We start from the raw sequence: 17245 nt of genomic DNA, 5'->3' as shown, positions 1-17245 counted from the left end.
GTCAGTGCACCGGCTCGACGTCCAGTTCGTGTTCCACGGGCTTCGGCGCCTTCACGAGGAGTCCGAGCGCCACGACCACGATGCTCAGGCATCCGGCGACGAGGAACACGGTCCGCACTCCGTCGGTCATCGCGATGTCCGCAGCGTCGCCGGCGTCGACACCGTTACGTGCGACGACTGTCATGATCGTGATGAACAGCGCGGTGCCTGCGCCTCCGCCCACCTGCTGCAGCGCACCCAGTGCGGCGGAGCCGTGCGAGTACAGCGAAGGCTTGAGGGAGCCGAGGCTCAACGTCATCAGCGGGGTGAACGTCGCCGCGAGACCCACGCAGAGAATCATGTTGGCGCCCATGAGCAGCCAGAACGAGGTGTCCGGGGTGATCAGAGTCATCAGCCACACGGCGCCCGCGATCAGCAGACTTCCCGGGATCACCAGGATCCGCGGGCCGCGGAGGTCGTAGATCCGCCCGATGAACGGCGACGATACGCCCATCAGGAGGCCACCGGGAAGCGTGATCAGACCGGTCGCGAGCGGGCTCATGCCAAGTACTTCGTGCGCGAACAGCGGGACGACGATGAACGTTCCCATCATGGTCGCCATCGCGACGACCACCAGGACCACTGAGAGCGAGAACGCGCGTGACGTGAACACGCGCAAGTCGAGCAGAGCCCGGTCGTCGCTCTGCAACTGCAGCTGACGTCCGATGAACGCCGCGAGCCCGATCGCGCCGACGACGAACGGGATCCAGATCGGCATCGCAGCCTTGCCGTCTGCCGCTTCGCCGATAGCGACGAGGCCGTAGACCAGGCCGCCGAAGCCGAGGACCGACAGCGGGATCGAAAGGTAGTCGATGCGGGCCGACGACCGCTCACCCACCGGTTCGACGAACTTCGCGCCGACCGCCGTCGCGACCACTGCGAACGGCAGCACCACACCGAACACCCACCGCCAACTGAGGTGATCGAGGATCAGGCCCGACATAGTGGGACCGAGCGCAGGCGCGACGGCGATGACGACGGAGATGTTGCCCATCATGACGCCTCGGCGGTCCTCCGGAACGAGCGTCATCACCGTGGTCATCAGCAGCGGCAGCATCACCGCGGTGCCGAGCGCCTGCACCACGCGGGCCACCAACAGCACTTCGAAGCCGGGCGCGACGACCGCGATCGTCGTGCCGACGGTGAACAGCGTCATCGCGACGAGGAACATCGTCCGCGTGCCGAACATCTGGATCAGGAAGCCGGTGAGCGGGATGACGACGGCCATCGTCAGCATGAAGATGGTGGTCAGCCACTGACCCTGGCTCGGCGGAACACCCAGGTCCGTCTGGAGGATCGGGAGCGCGACGCTCATCACCGTTTCGTTGAGGATCACCACGAAAGTCGCGACGATCAACGTGCCGATGATGGTGTAGTCCTTGCGATTCACTGAACAAGGAAACCCCGCGTCCCCCGAACGATGCAAACGAGTTATCAGGTGCGGCTTGCCAGACAATGATTTAACTAGTTAAATCAGTGCTGTGAACCTCGCCTACGAACTTCACGACCTCGTCCGAACCCTGGACCGCCAGGCCGACGAGATCCTGCGAACAAGGGATCTCGGTTACCTCCGCTACGTCGCACTGATCATCATCGACGAGCACCCCGGCATCAGCGGCCGCCAGCTGGCTCACGCCGTCGGAGTGAGCGACGCCGCGTCGAGCGGCATCGTCCGCAAGCTCGAAGCGGCCGGCCTCGTTCACGACGTGTCGCCGGACGGATCCGGACGCACCAGGAACTGGACCGCCACATCTGAAGGCGTCGCGCTCCGGCGTGAGTGCGACGAACTCCTCGGCGACGGACTCGGCGACACCGCTCGCCGCATCGGACTCGATCCGACAGAGCTCGCCCACACCATCCGCGCGTTGCACAATGCGCTCCGAACCTCGGAGGATCAGAAATGAGCACAGCTCTCGCCGTGGTGGCCGCCGTCGCGTTCACCGTCCGATTGATCATCTTCGCCGCACTGCACGTTGTCGGCCGCTCGTACAGTCCGGTGCGGCACGCGGTCAGCGATTACGCGGTCGGGCCGACGCGCGGTCTGTCGACCGCCATGACGGTCGTGACCGCCGCCGGTTGGGCGGCCCTGGCCGCCGCCGTGTGGACGGGGCTCCCCGCGTGGTCGGACAAAGGGCAGGCCACCGCACTGCTCCTCGTCCTCGCCGCCGTCTTCGCGGTGTTGCCGCTGGCGCCGACCGATCTCGAGGGCGCCGCCGTCACCACGATCGGCAGGCTTCACTACGTGTTGGCGATCGCCTGGTTCGCGATCTCGTACTCGCTGACGGGGAACTTCAGCCGGTGGATGTCCGACACTGTCGGCGGCACTCTGGCGTCTGCCGCCTCCGTGCTGCACGTCGTCGCGTTGGTGTCGCTGGTCGTGCTGGTCGTCGCCCTGGTCACTCCACTTCGACGGCGCCTGTTCGGCATCGCCGAGCGGGTTTTCATCGTGGCGATCTCGGTGTTCTATCTGTTGGTCGCCATCGGCCTGCTGCTCTGACCACGACGCACAAGCCGTCGCCCCGGCTTCCATGAGGGAAGCCGGGGCGACGGTTGAGATGAGTCAGTCCGCGACTAGTCGCTGTTCAGGTAGCTGAGCAGACGCAGGATCTCGACGTACAGCCAGACCAGGGTCACGGTGAGGCCGAGTGCAACGCCCCACGACGCCTTCGCCGGAGCGCCCGCGCGGATCAGTTCGTCGGCCGAATCGAAGTCGATCAGGAACGAGAACGCCGCGAGGCCGATGCAGACGAGCGAGAAGATGATCGCAATCGGACCACCGTCGCGCAGGCCGAGACCGGTGCCGCCGTTGAAGAATCCGACGACCAGGTTGCCGATGACCATCACCAGGACACCGAAGATGCCCGCAGTGATCATGCGGGTGAAGCGTGGGGTGACGCGGATGGCGCCGACCTTGTAGACGACGAGCATGCCGACGAACACGCCGAGCGTGCCGAGCACCGCCTGGCCGATCATGACGCCTGCGGACGTGTCGCTGATCGTCAGATTGCCGAAGACGAATGAGATCGCACCGACGAAGAGGCCCTCGAAGGCCGCGTACGCGAGAACGATCGCCGGGTTGTCCTGCTTGCGACCGAAGCTCGCGATGAGGACCAGAACGAGGCCGCCGATGGCGCCGACGCCCATGATCGGCGCGGCGATCGACATCTGCGCGTCGACGGTGTCACGACCGCTGATCACGAAGTATGTGGCTACCGCGAACAGGATGACCGTGCCGAGCGTCATCGCGGTCTTCGTCACGACGTCGTCGATGGTCATCGGGCGAGTGCCGGCCTGCGGCTGGTAACCCGGCTGCGTGTACTGCTGGTTGTACTGCTGCTGGCCGTAGGTCATCGCGCCCTGGCCCGCACCGGCCATCCCGGTGCCGAACGTGGCGTATCCGCCTGCGTTCTGCTGCTTGTTGTCTTTGACAACGCCCCGCATGATCGGGTTGCTGCTCTCTCGCACTGTCCGCTCCTTAGACGAATGGGTGCTTTCCACGACTGGTTCGATCAGTTCAACGAACGTCGAAGCCGATTGGTTCCCACTTTACCGGTACTTGACTCAACCCGGAGCAGACGGCGCGCATCGCCGCCTCGGCGGTCGCCAGGTCGTCACCCCACGGCAGGCCCGGCTTGGTGACCATCAGCGACGCGACGCCGTGCGCAACGGACCACACCTGCATCACCACCGCGACCGGATCGCCTTCAGCTATCAGTCCCGCCGCCATCGCCTCTTCGATGGTCTCCCGGATGTGACCGAACGCCGACGACAGCAGCACCTCGTCGGTGAGGCTCGGCTCCCCCGCTCGGGTGACCCGCGAGAACGTGGTGCGGAAGACGACGTCGTTCTCGATCGCGAACCGCACGTACGCCATCCCCTGCGCGACGGCTCGGTGCCACAGATCGTCGATGCCCTCGGCCGCCGCCATCATCACGTCGTCGAACCGCTCGTAGTAATTGGCGCAGACCGCGTCGAGCAACTCGTCCTTGTCCTGGAAGTGCAGGTAGATCGACGGCGGCGTGACGCCGACTCGCTGCGCGACGGCACGGATCGACACCGCATGCGCACTCCCCATCTCGATGAGCAGGTCGGTGGTCGCATCGAGTATCTCGTCGGCGAGCTGATCCCCGGCGCCACGGGGAGACCGCGGGCGCGACACGTTGTCGGCCATCACTCCTCCTTCAACCCGATCCGATCATGGAGTCTGCGGAGCGGCGCGGGCGCCCACCAGTTCCACAGGCCGGCCAGCCGCATGAACGCCGGCACCAACAGCATCCGGATGATCGACGCGTCCATCAACACCGCGAGTGTCAGACCGACGCCGAACATCCGCATGAACGACACCTCCGACGCCGCGATCCCCGCGAACACGATCGCCATGAGAAGCGCCGCCGCGGTCACGACGCGACCGGTGCGGGCGAGGCCGACGGCGACAGCGTGGTCGTTCGCCTCCTTTGTCCGGTCGGATTTGAGCCACTCCTCGCGGATACGTCCGAGGAGGAACACCTCGTAGTCCATGGACAACCCGAATGCGATGCAGAACATCAGAATCGGCATCGTCGCCACGAGATAACCCTGCGGCGTGGTGTCGAAGCCGCCGAGGTGCCCCTCCTGGAAGATCCAGACCATCGCGCCGAAGGTCGCCGACAGCGACAGAATGTTCAGGACCAGCGCCTTGAGCGGCAGGAACACACTGCCGGTGAACAGGAACAGGAGTACGTAGGTCGCGACGGCGATGATGATCAGAACCCACGGCAGGTAGTGGAACATCGCGCTCACCACGTCGTTGTTGACCGCGGCAAGCCCGGTGAACGACACCGTCGACCCCGCGGGCCGGTCCACGGCGCGCAGCGCCTCGATCTGGTCCTGGCCGGTGTCGCCCATCGGTTCCACGTCGGTTGCGATGCTCACGAGCGCGACTCCCCCGACCGAGTCGGCCGGGTCGCCGGGTGCCACCGGCTTCCCCTGGACGAACGTTCCCACCGGCGAGGTGACGGCCGCGACCGCGTCGACCTTCGAGAGGTCGGCCACGTAGCTCTTCAACTCCGCCTCGGCGACGCCGCCTTCGACCACCGCGATCGCGGTAGCACCCGGTTCCTGCGCGTACTCGGCACGCGTCTCGTCGGCCATCGAGTGCACGCTCGCGTCCTTCGGAAGCACCCGTTCGTCGGGAAATCCGAACTTCAGCGACAGGAACGGCGCGCCGAGGATCAGCAGAAGGACGGGCACGACGATCGCCACCGGGACAGCACGTCGCAGCACCGCCTGCGACACCCGGTACCACCCCGACTCCTCGATCGGCGCGGTTGCTCGCGCCTGGTCGGCCGCCGGATCGACCGGTCGTCGCCTCAGCTTGCGCCATGCCTTGCGGACGTTCAGTGCGTCGACGCGGTCGCCGAGGACCATCAGCAGCGCGGGAGTCAGGACCAGCGCCGCGATCAGCGCAACGAGAACCACCCCGACTCCGGCGTACGCGAAGGACCGCAGGAAGTACATCGGGAAGATCGCGAGCGCCGCCAACGACAGCGCGACGGTGACCGCGGAGAATGCGACCGTGCGTCCAGCGGTGTCCATGGTCCGAATGATCGCGGCGCGACGGTCCCGTCCGTTCGACACCTCTTCGCGGTACCGGGTGACGATGAGCAGGGTGTAGTCGATCGCGAGCGCAAGACCCATCGCGGTGGTGAGGTTGAGCGCGAAGATCGAGACGTCGGCGAAGCCTGCGATGACCCGCAGCAGCGCGAGCGTGCCGACGATGGCCGCACCGCCGACGAGTACCGGGAGTGATGCCGCGACAACGCCTCCGAAGATGACGATGAGCAACAGGAAGCTGATCGGGATGGCGATGGCCTCGGCGACGGCGAGGTCTTTGCTCGTCTGCTTGTTGATCGTGCCGTAGACCAGCGCCATTCCGCCGGTCTGAATGCGCACGCCGTGCCGCTCACCACCGAGCAGGTCGCGGAGTTCCTCGGCGTTCTTGGGCGCGTGCTCGTCGCCGCCGGCGATGGACGCCACGATCTGAGTGGACGACTTGTCGGTGCTGAGCAGCTCACCGGCGAGATTCGGCGAGTTCCATACCGTCAGAACAGGTTGCTGCACGTATCCGCCGCGTGAGACGGACTTACCGTCGAAGATCGCGAGGATCTCGTCCCGCGTGGCGATGGAGTTCTTGTCGACAGTCATGTCGACGCCGGGCGCGCCGTCGAGCTTGACGACGAACTGCATCCCGCCACGGTCGAACGTGTCCCGAAGAACGTTGTTCGCGTGAGTCGACTCCGAGCCGGGGTCTTCGTACCCTCCGGCGAGCATCTTCCCCGCCGCCCCCGCGCCGTACACGGCACAGAGCGCAAGGATCACGACAGCAACGGCGAGGACCGCGCGTGGAGCGGAAAGGATCCGTTCGGTCATCCGTGCCAGCACGTCGACCTCCTGACTTCGTTCGATCACTGTTATCGCGATTAAGTTACCACCATTAAGTTAACGTCGGAAAGAGCAGAATCGTGCCACGTGAACCTCGACAGATTGGCATGGAACCTGTTCTAATTCGCATGTGTCCCCGATCACAGATGATGAGAGTGCGCAGGTAGCGCGCCCAAGCGAATCCCAGCGCGACCCGGAATGGCTCCGCGACCGACTCGACACATGGCTCAAGTCGCATGAGGGCGACGACGCCGCCGTCCTGACCGTCGAACTGCCGTCGGCCAACGGGATGTCGAGCGAGACGCTGTTGGCCACGGCCCGCATCGCAGGCGTCGAGCAGAGCCTCGTCGTCCGAGTGGCACCGATGGCCGACAGCGACCCGGTGTTCCCGTCGTACGACCTCGACGGACAGTTCAATCTGATCCGCCACGTCGCCGATCACACCGACGTCCCACTCCCGACCCTGTGGTGGTCCGAGCCGAGTCCGGATGCGCTCGGAGCCCCCTTCTTCGTCATGGGACGCGTCGACGGCATCGTGCCCCCAGACGTGATGCCGTACACCTTCGGGTCGTGGGTGTCCGAGGCGACCGACGAGCAGCGCCGCACTCTGATGTCGGAGTCGGTCGGCGTGCTGGCCGCGGTGCACGCCGCGCCGTTGCCCGCCGTCGGCGTCACGCTGCACAACCCGGGTGAGACGCCCCTGCGCGGACATGTGCGCCGCCTCCGCGAGTTCTACGACTGGGCCTCGCAGGGGCGTGCAGGTGCGCCGCTGATCGAGCGCGCTTTCGCCTGGGTGGAGGAGAACTTCCCCACCGAGGAATCCGACCCGGTGCTGATCTGGGGCGACGCCCGCATCGGCAACATCATGTACCGCGACTTCTCGCCCGTCGCCGTGCTCGACTGGGAGATGGCGACCGTCGGGCCCCGCGAACTCGACATCGCGTGGATGATCTTCATCCACAGGTTCTTCCAAGACCTCGCGGAGCTCGCCACACTCGAGGGCCTGCCGACCTTCCTGAGTCGCGAGGACGTCGCCGCCGAGTACGAGCGTCGCACCGGCCACACTCCGCGTGACCTCGACTTCTACATCACCTACTCGGCGTTGGTGCACGCCGTCATCATGTTCCGCATCAACTGTCGGGCGATCCATTTCGGGCAGGCCGCCGAACCCGCCGACCCCGACGACATGATCCTGCACCGCGCCACAGTGGAAGCCATGATGGCCGGGACCTACTGGCCTCTCGACTCCGCCCCTCGACTGCGCTCGGGGACCCCACGAGGAACAGAGGAGGCATGAGCCATTCAGCCCTGTCCGAGATGGACGACTACCCGATCCATCAGATCGCCGAGGTGGTCCGCCACGTCGGGACGTCCGATCGCAACTTCTACGATCGGTATTACTTCAACTGCCACGGCGACATGCGCGGCGACAGCGCCGAGCCGTGGCTGATCGTGGGGCTCGGCGTGTACCCGAACCTCGGCGTCGTCGACGGATTCGCGGTAGTTCGCCACGGCGACGAGCACATCGTGGTCCGCGCGTCGAAGGCGTTGGGCGACAATCGGAACGACCTGACAGTCGGACCGCTGAAGGTTGAGGTGCTCGACGGCCTGCAGCGCTTGCGCGTGTCTCTGGCGCCCGGGCACGGCGACGTCTCGTTCGATCTCGTCTTCGACGCCGACGGCCCCGCCGCCCTCGAACCGCGCCACTACCAGCGCCAACTCGAGCGCGTCACGTTCGACACCATGCGGTTCGTGCAGACCGGCCGGTGGACGGGGTCGCTCACCGTCGACGGCGACGACTTCGACGTCCAGCCGGACACCTGGCGAGGCAACCGTGACCGGTCGTGGGGTGTCCGTCCCGTCGGCGAGGCCGAGCCGCCCGGGCGCCGTGCCGCCGAGACCGACGCGACGTCGTTCTTCTGGATCTACTCGGTGATGCGTTTCGCCGACTACTCGATCGTCGTGATCGTGCAGGAACTACGGACCGGCGAACGGATCATGGGCGACGCCCGCCGCGTGTGGAACGATCCGACACGCGAACCGGAATGGCTCGGTCGGGTGGAGCACGCGGTGGAGTTCGTCTCCGGGGGCCGGGAACCGTCCGGAGCCACCCTGCGCTTTGTGAAGCCGTCCGGGGAGTCGACGTCGGTGCGCTGCGAGCCGAAGGTCGCGAACTTCATCGGCTTCGGGACCGGTTACGGCCTGGAACAGGACTGGCGACACGGGATGTGGCAGGGCGACGAGAAGGTCGAAGCCGTCCGCAACAAGGTGTCCGAACTGGACCCGACCATGAAGATGTTCTGCCCGATCGACCACTACGCGACGTTCACGTACACGGACGGCGACGCCGTGGTCACCGGGGACGGACTGTTCGAGTTCGCGGTCATCGGACCGCACGACCAGTACGGGTTCGCCGAGTACATCGACGTCGCTCCGTAGCCTCGCGCGAGTGGTACTGCTGAGCGCCGCCGAGGTCCTCACGAGCGTCGGTCATGCCGAGCGGTACCACTCGCGCGATCTGCATCGGTCAGTGCATTCCGCGGCGGACGGCGAGCACAAAATCGCCCATGTTGGTGATCAGCTCATCGACGGCGGACGGATCCGGTCGGTAGTCGACGCGATCGAGTTCGTCGCCGATGAGGCCGAACAGTCCGCCGATCACTGCGAGGGCAATCGCCCCGACGTTCTCGGGCAGGTCGTCGCCGGATCGCTCCCAGGTCGAGACGACCAGGCTCGACGCACCGCGCCGGTTCTCGCGACGAAGCTTGTCGATCCGAACCGTGATTCCGCCGGCGACGCCGAACGTGACGATGCTGACGCGGGGATCGTCGGTGAGCGCGTGGGCGAGCGCGCCGACGAGTGCCCGAGTCGTCGTCTCCTCGTCAACGTCGTCGTGCGGGATCGCCTCGACGACCCTGGTGAACGTCCGTTCCGTGCACCGCTGCAACAGCGCTACGTAGCACTCCTCTTTGTTGCGGAAATGCTCATAGAAGGCCTTGTTGCCAACCAGTGCGGTCTGGCACAGGGCTTCGATGGTCGTGCCGGCGAAGCCGGCCGTGGCGAACATCTCGAGCGCCGTGTCCAAGAGCAGCTGTCGTCGACGCTCGGCTCGTTCGGCTGCGTCGAGCCCGAGAATCACTCGTCCAGTGTCGTCAGGGGGTTTGGTCATGCGCGCCACACTGCGAACTGTAACGCGTTCTACTTCTTGGGTGTGTCAGTTCTGTGGGACAGCGCAGCCGTCTGGCCCGCACGCATCGCCGTCAGCGATGAGCGTCGGCCCCGGACGATCCGCCCACGCCTTCGCCAGAGCCTGCGCGAACACCTCCGACGACTGCGCCCCCGACACCGCATACTTGCGATCGAAGACATAGAACGGGACACCGCCGACGCCGAACTCCTGGGCCTGCGCCTCGTCGCGTCGGACCTCGTCGGCGTAGCGCGATGGATCGTTGAGCACCTCGCGGACTGCGGCCTCATCGAAGCCCGCACCCGTCGCGACCTGCACGAGCCTGTCATCGTCGCCGAACAGCGGAGCCTGCTCGGCGAAGTTCGCGACGTACAGCGCGTCGAGCAGCTGCTCCTGACGGCCGAGCTGAGCCGCCCACTGCAGCAGGCGGTGCATGTCGAACGAATTGCCGTAGTCCCGGCCCGACGTCACGTACTCGAGGCCCGCCTCATTCGCCGCGGCACCGAGCTGCCGTTCGCCGTCGGCAGCCTGCTCCAGCGTACGACCGTACTTCTGTGCCAGGTGCTCCACCACGCTGCCGGACGTTCCCGCGGGAATCGTGGGGTCGAGCTCGAACGAACGGTGAGTGACGGAGACCGACTCGCGTCCATCGAACTCGGCGAGAGCGTCGTTGAAGCGCTTCTTTCCGAGGTAGCAGAACGGGCAGTTGACGTCGGTCCAGATCTCGACCTGCATGTGTGTAGCGCCTCCAAACAGAATGACTCAATCAATCTTCTGCAACGCCGGTACCGGCGCGGATGTTCCCGGCATCCGCAGTGCGAGCAGCGCACCGGCGGCGGTCAGGACGACCGTCCACCAGAACGCGTCGCGGAAGCCGGCAGCGTCTGCCGTCCCCGCAGTGAGGACAACGGCGACGATCGCGGTCCCGACCGACCCGCCGACCTGCTGGAACGTCCGCGTGACCATCGACGCGTCGTGCTTCATGTCCGATGGCAGCCCGACGAACGACGCCGACATGATCGGGCTGAGCAACACGCCAAGGCCGAGACCCCGGATGAACAACGCTGCCATCAGCCACCAGAGAGGCGTGTCGACATCGACGAGTGCAAAAGGAATCGTCGCGACGGCGACCACCGCGAAACCTGCGACCGCGACCCGCCTGGCTCCGATCGCATCAGTCAGGTGGCCGCCAATCGTTCGGCTGGCGAGAGCGCCGACACCCTGCGGGACCAGCACGAACGCAGCGGCGAGGACCGATTCTCCGCGGATCTGCTGGAGGTACAGCGGCAGCGCGAGCATCGCGCCGAACGACGCCACGCCGAAGAAGAAGAGCGCGACGGACGACGATGCGACCGCTCGTCGTCCGAGCACCCGCACGTCGACGAGCATCGGGCGACGGGGATGCAGGCCACGCACCACGAAGCCCGCGAGCAGGACCAGGCCGATGGTCGCCGGGATAAGCACGTCTGCCCGAACGAACCCCGCGTGAACATTGGACAAGCCGAGAAGCACACCCACGAGTCCCGGCGCGAGCAGCATCAGACCGACCCAGTCGAGCGGTGTCCGGCTCTGCGACCGGTCGTCCGGAATCCGACCGGAAAGCGCGAGCGCGATGAGGCAGACCGGAACGTTGACGAGGAACAGCCACCGCCAATCCAGCCAGTTGAGGATGACGCCGCCGACGACGGGTCCCAGAATCGGGCCGAGGGCGGTGGGGACGCTCACCATCGCTACGAGTCGGCCGAGGGCACGCCCGCCGCTCGCCGCCACCAGTACGGACGTCATCAACGGGAACAGCAATCCTGCACCCAGGCCTTGGAGCACGCGGAACACGATGAGCGCGTGGATGTTCCAAGCTGACGCGCACAGCACCGACCCGAGCAGGAACACTGCGAGACCGGTCCGCCACACCGTCCTAGATCCGAATCGCAACGCCGACCAGCCGGCGAGCGGAACCGCGACAGCGAGTGCGAGCAAGTAGCCGGTGTTGGTCCAGCCGATGGTGTCGACGGATGCCGACATCGCCGCGGCCAGGCGATCGAAGCCGATGGTCACGATGGTGGTGTCCAGGATCGGTGCGATCAGCCCGGCGATGACGGCGACCGCCACCCGTTTGGCTTCGGCAGGTATCGCGTCGAGCGTCTGAGTGCTCATGAAACCTCATTAGATTCAGTTGCGTATCTTATCTGCCGCCGACTGTAGGCCGATGAGATAAGATGCGCAAGTGACTCTTAATGGGAAGCCGACGCGCAGGCGCGGAGCCGAGCTGGAAGCAGCGCTGCTCGACGCGGCGTGGGAGCAATTGACCGAGCGCGGATACGCCGGATTCACGTTCGAGGCCGTAGCAGAGCGAGCTGGAACGTCACGCCCGGTCCTGTACCGGCGGTGGTCGTCACGCACCGAACTCCTGCAGGCGACCATCCGTCACCATGGAGCCGCCGAGGACGTGTCGGCCCCCGACACCGGAAGCCTGCGCGGCGACCTGCTCGCCGCTCTGCGTCGCTCCAACCAGCGACGATCGAACTTCCTCGTCCTGCTCTCCGCCAGTCTCGGCGAGTATTACGACGAGTCCGGCTCCACGCCGAGCGACGTCCGCGACCTCCTGCTGGGCGGGCAGCGGTTGGGGATCGACGAGATCCTCGATCGCGCTGTCGCGCGTGGCGACATAGACGAAGCACGGCTCACACCGTTGGTGCGAGCCGTGCCGTTCAATCTGTATCGCCACGAGGTCTTGATGACCCTGAAGCCGGTCCCCGACGAGACGCTCGAGGCGATCGTCGACGAGGTGTTCCTCCCCCTGGTCTGCGACTAGCTGTACTTGTAGAAGCCCTCTCCGGCGGCGAGGCCGAGCTTGCCCTTGTCGATGTAGTTCTCCTTGAGCCAGGCGGCGAGCTTCTGCTCGTCGTCGCCGCCGTTCATCAGGATGTTGTACGGGGTGTTGAGTCCGACGACGTCGTAGATCTGGAACGGACCCATCGGCGCTCCGGTGCCGATGCGCCAGGTCTTGTCGACGTCTTCCGGGGCGGCGTAGCCGCCTGCCGCGAGCGCAAGACCGGCGTTGAGGAACGGCACCAGCATCGAGTTGAGGACGTAGCCCGCCTTCTCCTTGTGGATCGGGATCGGCACCATGCCGATCTCCCCCGCGAACTCGACCACGGTGTCGAACACTGCCGGGTCGGTCTGGGCGGTGCCCATGATCTCGGCGGTGTTGAACGCCCACACGTGGTTGGCGAAGTGCAGCGCGAGGAATCGGTCAGGGCGGCCGGTCGAGTCGGCGATGTCGCTGGGCAGCAGGGTCGACGAGTTGGTCGCGAAGATAGTCTTGGCCGGTGCGACGTCGCCGAGGGTGGCGTAGGTGCTGCGCTTGAGGTCGAGGATCTCCGGGATCGCCTCGATGACCAGATCGGCGTCCTTCACGGCGTCCGCGAGATCGGACGAGTAGGCCACGCGCGTCAGGGCCTCATCTGCCTTGCCGTCAGCTGCGCCCTTCACCTCGTTCTTGTAGGTGTCGACCAGCCCGGCGAATCGACCCTTCGCCTGCTCCAGGACGTCGTCGTTGATGTCGTACGCGGTGACGTCGAAGCCGTGATAGGCGGACTGGAACGCGATCTGCGATCCGAGCACGCCTGTGCCGAGGACTACCACTTTCTTGATGTCGGTCATTGCCGGTTCCTCTCGTGAGAAGGGTCGATCAGGTAGCCGTCCACGATCTGCCGCAGTTGGCGGCGAAGGTCGTCGGCGGAGTCTGTGGGTGCGCTCGCCGCATGCGCTGCGACGGCGAGGTGGACGGCCGCGAATGCGGTGCGACCGGCCAGGCGAGCGGCAGTGGGCGACGGGTCGAGGCCCTGCCGCGAAGCTTCTCGCTCGAGCACGTCGACGATCGCCGTCTGCGTCCGCGCGACGAGTTCGAGCCCCTCGGCGCGGTATCGCTCGGCCGGAGCGCCGAAGATCAGTTCCCGCTGGTAGGCGGCGGCGTCCTCCGGTCGAGTTCGAGCGCTCGCCAGGATCGGCTCGACGACAGCGAGGAGCGCGTCGACGACGTCCGACGCGGCTTCAGCTACGACGATTCCCTCGTCGAGCGCGGCGGCGAACCTCTCGTTGTAGATCATCAACAGCAACTCGCCCTTGGACGACGCGTAGCGAAAGAGGGTGCCTGCGGCGACGTCGGCGCGGTCGGAGATCTGCCGAGTCGTAACCGATTCGAAGCCGTGCTCGTCGAAGAGGTCGGAGGCTGCCCGGAAGATGCGATCGCGCTTGTCCGCCATGTTGCGGTCGCGTCGTCCCCGCTCCATCTCGCGCCTCCTCTACGGATCGTGCTCAATATTGAGCGTACTCATTTTTTCGAGAAGGGCCAGCCGCACGACTGTTTCGTCCGACACACCTGGCATGCTTGTCCCCGCGCCCCCATAGCCCAATTGGCAGAGGCAGCGGACTTAAAATCCGCAAAGTGTCGGTTCGAGTCCGACTGGGGGCACGTAGCCCGTCAGAACAACCGGCCTGCGTCTTCGGCCGGCGGTTCTTCAAGGGTCAGGAGCGCCTGTTTCCGCTCGAGACCGCCGGCGTATCCCGTGAGCGAGCCGTCTGAGCCGATCACCCGATGGCACGGAACGATCACGCCGATCGGGTTCGAGCCGACCGCCTGACCGACTGCGTACGACAGGCCTTTGCCGCCGAGACGCTCGGCCACCCACCCGTAGCTGACCGTCTCGCCGAACGGGATCTCCTCCAACATGGCCCACACTTTGCGCTGGAAGTCCGTGCCCACAAGTGCCAGAGGCAGGTCGAACGTCGTCCGCTCCCCCGCGAGGTACTCCGCGAGTTGGGACGACGCAGCTCTAAGCAATGCATCCGGCGCGGAGCTGACGTCCTCGCCGAAGCGTGAGTCCTCGGGACGTCTCGCCTGATCGTCGAAGTACAGCCCGACGACACAGTCGCCGTCAGCGACGATCGTCACCGGGCCCAACCCAGTGGCGACCACCACGTGACGACTCATGCCTTCATAGTGCACGTGATGCGTACCGCCTTGTCGCTCGATCGAAGTTCACGCGATGGAAGCCGACGATTCGTGCCGAACACGACACTGCGCCGTGCGATCGCCACGTCGCGGCGCTAGTCTCCGGCAGTGATCACCTTCCGCTCGCTGCCCCTCCGCGCTGCAACACTGTTCCTCGCAGTCCTCGCCGCCATCGCACTGGTTCCCGGCGTGGCGGGCACCGCGTCGGCCGCCCCTCGACTGGCGAGTGCCTCGAACTTCCGCGACATCGGCGGGTACGAGACGGTGGACGGCAAGACCGTCCGCACCGGGGAGTTGTTCCGCTCCAACAAGTTGAGCAACCTCACCGACGCCGACAAGCAGACACTCGTCGACCTCGGAATCACCCTCGACGTGGACCTCCGCAACGCATCCGAACGCGATGAGGCGCCCGATCAGATGCCCGCAGGCATCCGCTACCAGGTGGCCGACGTCGTCAGCCTGAACAGCGGACTCTGGTTCCACGAATTCGTGCCGATCACACTCGGGCGCGCATTGATCGACGCATACACGACGAAGTCGTCGAACGTCGGGCAGAGCATCGGCTACCCGTTCATGGTCAGCTTCGTCGGCTCGGACGCGGCCTTCCGTGACCTCGTCAAAGCCGCCGCCACCAACCCCGGCGGCGTGGTCTTCCACTGCAGCGCGGGCAAGGACCGCACAGGCTGGGGCACCGCGATCATCCTGAGCATCCTCGGCGTCCCGCGCGCGACCATCGAAGCCGACTTCATGAAGTCGAACACGTACCTCGGCCGCAGCGACGCCGTTGAGCTGTCCTGGCTGAATGCCGCGTTCGATCAGGTGAAGCGTCTCTACGGTTCGATGGACCGCTACGTTCGCAAGGGTCTGAAGATCGACCAGGCGACGATCGACAAGCTCCGCGCGCGCATGCTTGCCTGACATCGGGCATGGCGGTGTCCCCGCCTGACCATGTCAGGCGGGGTCGCGCACCACATCCGTCCCTTCCGGGACCGGTGGTCGCGGTGGTGGACTGGGGAGCCGGCAGCCGAGCCACTTCTCCACGGCCGACCCGGACTCGGTGGTCCGGGCCGCCCGCTCTGGCAGTGCTTTCTCGGGTTGGAGTGCGTGGTTGACCTGCCACGGCTGGTTCGACCCGGTCGGCCGCCACCCGACCCAACCGGCGAACGGACCCACCTCGACGATGGTGGTCTCCCACCCGCCCGGCCGGGTGGACACGATCCGATTGTGGCCGCCGCACGCCCCGCCGAGATGGTCGATGTCGGTCGGCCCACCGTCAGCCCAGTCAGGCATATGGTGAGCCTGGGTCCGCGACCACGGCACGGTGCAGCCGGGCGCGGTGCACCCACGATCCCGACCAAACAACGCCAACCGCTGCGGCAACGACGCCAAACGCTTCCCCCGCCCCAGGTACAGGACCTGCGACGACGCATCGCCGAACACCTCGAGCCACGGCGTGGCATCGGCGGCGATCTCCACCAGATCCTTCACCGGCACACGAGTCCCGGTCGCGGTGACCGCCACACCCGAACGAGACTCGAGATCGCCGAGCGAGGCGGTCACCACCAGATGCGCGGGCAACCCCGTCGACTCACCGAGACCACCGGTCTCGAGCAGCACCGTCCACATCGCATCGAGCGCATCATGATTGCGCTGGGCCTGCGTGCGAGTGTCACGCTCACGCGCAACCGCCAGGGCCGCCGGGTCGACGGCGGTCGCCGCCCCCGACGGCGACTGCGGGTCGTCGGGATTGTTCATCCCGGGCGCGGCCCACAGCACCAGCAACGCTTCAAGCTTGGCTCGCACGGCCGGGGTCAGTCTGGCGCTGATCGCCGACATCAACCGGCGGTCCTGCGGCGCCAACGTCACACCCCTCGTACGGGCGCGATCAGCATCATCGGTGAGCTCACCATCAGGATCAAGATGGGCCAGGATCCGCTTGCCCGCCGTTCGCGTGCCCTCCGGAGTGAGCGTCCGAGCGACCTCGGCCAGTTGCGCCTCAGCACGCGCCTTGTCCTCGGCCGGGATCGCGGCGGGAATGTTCTCGACCATCGCCACGATCTCGGTGACATGCTCGAGAGACAGGTCCCCGTCAGCGACCGCGGCGGCCGTCGCAGGCAACGGCGAGTCGAGCTTCTCACCGGTGAAGGTGAACATCGGGATCAACCCGGCCGCGGCATCACGCCTGCGGCGGTTCTCCCCCGCACTCAACCGCAGGTGATGCTGCAGGTAGTGCTGCGGATACGGCGATCCCACATCACGGTGAGCACCCCGCTCAGAGACCTCGACGAACAGCCGGGCATCAACACCGACGTTGCGGCGGTGCGAACGCTCCACGTCCTGCACCACATCGAGGAGCTCCCGATTCGACAGCCCGTCGAGGGACACCCGGGCCAGCTTCTCCGCGACCGCGTCCTGCAGACGCGCGAGGTCGACCGGGTTGTCGGGGAGATCGATGCTGGTCATGGGGTGTCACCTCCTTCGGAATGCCTGCCGGTGTTGTCGTTATGTCCAGTTTACTTCTATGTGTGGCGGAACACAATAGGTTAGCTATTGTGTTCGATAGTTGATGCGTGGCGGAATCCCGG

17 protein-coding genes and 1 tRNA gene are annotated in these 17245 nt (G+C 66.1%); 7 read left to right on the top strand and 11 right to left on the bottom strand.

The features are described from left to right. Position 1: 1 nt before the first annotated feature. Positions 2-1429 (bottom strand): MDR family MFS transporter, encoded by a 1428-nt coding sequence (locus GM1_RS13505; RefSeq protein WP_008379652.1) that lies wholly within the window; start codon positions 1427-1429, stop codon positions 2-4. A gap of 91 nt (positions 1430-1520) precedes the next feature. Between GM1_RS13505 and GM1_RS13500 the strand changes: the two genes are divergently transcribed. Together GM1_RS13500 and GM1_RS13495 are read left to right on the top strand one after the other, a co-directional pair. Further along, the gene (locus GM1_RS13500; protein WP_008379650.1) at positions 1521-1943 is read left to right on the top strand and encodes a MarR family winged helix-turn-helix transcriptional regulator; all 423 of its coding nucleotides are present in this window, start codon (positions 1521-1523) and stop codon (positions 1941-1943) included. Beyond that, on the top strand, positions 1940-2536 hold the full coding sequence (locus tag GM1_RS13495; RefSeq protein WP_008379648.1) for a DUF998 domain-containing protein: 597 nt from the start codon (positions 1940-1942) through the stop codon (positions 2534-2536). Before GM1_RS13500 ends, GM1_RS13495 begins: the two co-directional genes overlap by 4 nt. A gap of 74 nt (positions 2537-2610) precedes the next feature. On the opposite strand, the gene GM1_RS13490 is transcribed toward GM1_RS13495, so the two are convergent. Genes GM1_RS13490 through GM1_RS13480 form a run of 3 tightly spaced genes read right to left on the bottom strand, consistent with a single transcriptional unit; the run spans position 2611 to position 6459 of the window. Continuing rightward, positions 2611-3504, bottom strand: a complete 894-nt coding sequence (locus GM1_RS13490) for a Bax inhibitor-1/YccA family protein (protein ID WP_008379647.1) — start codon at positions 3502-3504, stop codon at positions 2611-2613. 49 nt (positions 3505-3553) lie between these two features. After that, positions 3554-4210 (bottom strand): TetR/AcrR family transcriptional regulator, encoded by a 657-nt coding sequence (locus GM1_RS13485; protein WP_008379645.1) that lies wholly within the window; start codon positions 4208-4210, stop codon positions 3554-3556. After that, the gene (locus tag GM1_RS13480; protein WP_008379643.1) at positions 4210-6459 is read right to left on the bottom strand and encodes an MMPL family transporter; all 2250 of its coding nucleotides are present in this window, start codon (positions 6457-6459) and stop codon (positions 4210-4212) included. The genes GM1_RS13485 and GM1_RS13480 overlap by 1 nt, the downstream gene beginning before the upstream one ends. A 130-nt stretch (positions 6460-6589) precedes the next feature. On the opposite strand from GM1_RS13480, the gene GM1_RS13475 reads away from it, so the two are divergent. Continuing rightward, the gene (locus GM1_RS13475; protein WP_008379642.1) at positions 6590-7756 is read left to right on the top strand and encodes a phosphotransferase family protein; all 1167 of its coding nucleotides are present in this window, start codon (positions 6590-6592) and stop codon (positions 7754-7756) included. After that, positions 7753-8898, top strand: a complete 1146-nt coding sequence (locus GM1_RS13470) for an Rv3169 family protein (RefSeq protein ID WP_008379641.1) — start codon at positions 7753-7755, stop codon at positions 8896-8898. Before GM1_RS13475 ends, GM1_RS13470 begins: the two co-directional genes overlap by 4 nt. Before the next feature lie 88 nt (positions 8899-8986). On the opposite strand, the gene GM1_RS13465 is transcribed toward GM1_RS13470, so the two are convergent. Genes GM1_RS13465 through GM1_RS13455 form a run of 3 tightly spaced genes read right to left on the bottom strand, consistent with a single transcriptional unit; the run spans position 8987 to position 11800 of the window. Continuing rightward, on the bottom strand, positions 8987-9628 hold the full coding sequence (locus tag GM1_RS13465; protein ID WP_040520143.1) for a TetR/AcrR family transcriptional regulator: 642 nt from the start codon (positions 9626-9628) through the stop codon (positions 8987-8989). A 45-nt stretch (positions 9629-9673) separates the two neighbouring features. Continuing rightward, the gene (locus GM1_RS13460) at positions 9674-10381 is read right to left on the bottom strand and encodes a DsbA family oxidoreductase (RefSeq protein ID WP_008379638.1); all 708 of its coding nucleotides are present in this window, start codon (positions 10379-10381) and stop codon (positions 9674-9676) included. 27 nt (positions 10382-10408) lie between these two features. Further along, entirely contained in the window at positions 10409-11800 is a 1392-nt protein-coding gene (locus GM1_RS13455) for a DHA2 family efflux MFS transporter permease subunit (protein ID WP_008379637.1), read from the bottom strand. A gap of 70 nt (positions 11801-11870) precedes the next feature. Between GM1_RS13455 and GM1_RS13450 the strand changes: the two genes are divergently transcribed. Then, the gene (locus GM1_RS13450; protein ID WP_008379635.1) at positions 11871-12458 is read left to right on the top strand and encodes a TetR/AcrR family transcriptional regulator; all 588 of its coding nucleotides are present in this window, start codon (positions 11871-11873) and stop codon (positions 12456-12458) included. Here the strand turns inward: GM1_RS13450 and GM1_RS13445 are convergent. Further along, on the bottom strand, positions 12455-13309 hold the full coding sequence (locus GM1_RS13445; RefSeq protein WP_008379633.1) for a 3-hydroxyacyl-CoA dehydrogenase: 855 nt from the start codon (positions 13307-13309) through the stop codon (positions 12455-12457). The two genes, GM1_RS13450 and GM1_RS13445, sit on opposite strands and share 4 nt — an antisense overlap. Next, the gene (locus tag GM1_RS13440; RefSeq protein WP_008379631.1) at positions 13306-13938 is read right to left on the bottom strand and encodes a TetR/AcrR family transcriptional regulator; all 633 of its coding nucleotides are present in this window, start codon (positions 13936-13938) and stop codon (positions 13306-13308) included. Before GM1_RS13440 ends, GM1_RS13445 begins: the two co-directional genes overlap by 4 nt. Before the next feature lie 108 nt (positions 13939-14046). Here GM1_RS13440 and GM1_RS13435 point away from each other — a divergent pair. Further along, positions 14047-14120 (top strand) — tRNA-Leu (locus tag GM1_RS13435). Positions 14121-14129: 9 nt separating this feature from the next. On the opposite strand, the gene GM1_RS13430 is transcribed toward GM1_RS13435, so the two are convergent. Further along, positions 14130-14639 carry a methylated-DNA--[protein]-cysteine S-methyltransferase gene (locus GM1_RS13430; RefSeq protein ID WP_040520165.1) on the bottom strand — a complete coding sequence of 170 codons (510 nt, stop codon included), beginning with the start codon at positions 14637-14639 and terminating at the stop codon, positions 14130-14132. 129 nt (positions 14640-14768) lie between these two features. On the opposite strand from GM1_RS13430, the gene GM1_RS13425 reads away from it, so the two are divergent. After that, positions 14769-15578, top strand: a complete 810-nt coding sequence (locus tag GM1_RS13425) for a tyrosine-protein phosphatase (RefSeq protein WP_008379628.1) — start codon at positions 14769-14771, stop codon at positions 15576-15578. Positions 15579-15611: 33 nt separating this feature from the next. Here GM1_RS13425 and GM1_RS13420 read toward each other — a convergent pair whose 3' ends face one another. Further along, positions 15612-17123, bottom strand: coding sequence for an HNH endonuclease signature motif containing protein (locus GM1_RS13420; protein WP_008379626.1), 1512 nt, complete (start codon positions 17121-17123; stop codon positions 15612-15614). Positions 17124-17245 lie beyond the last annotated feature (122 nt).

Origin of the sequence: Gordonia malaquae NBRC 108250, from assembly GCF_000344135.1 — a bacterium.
In the GTDB taxonomy this organism is placed as follows: domain Bacteria; phylum Actinomycetota; class Actinomycetes; order Mycobacteriales; family Mycobacteriaceae; genus Gordonia; species Gordonia malaquae.
This window is presented reverse-complemented; position numbering and strand designations above follow the sequence as displayed.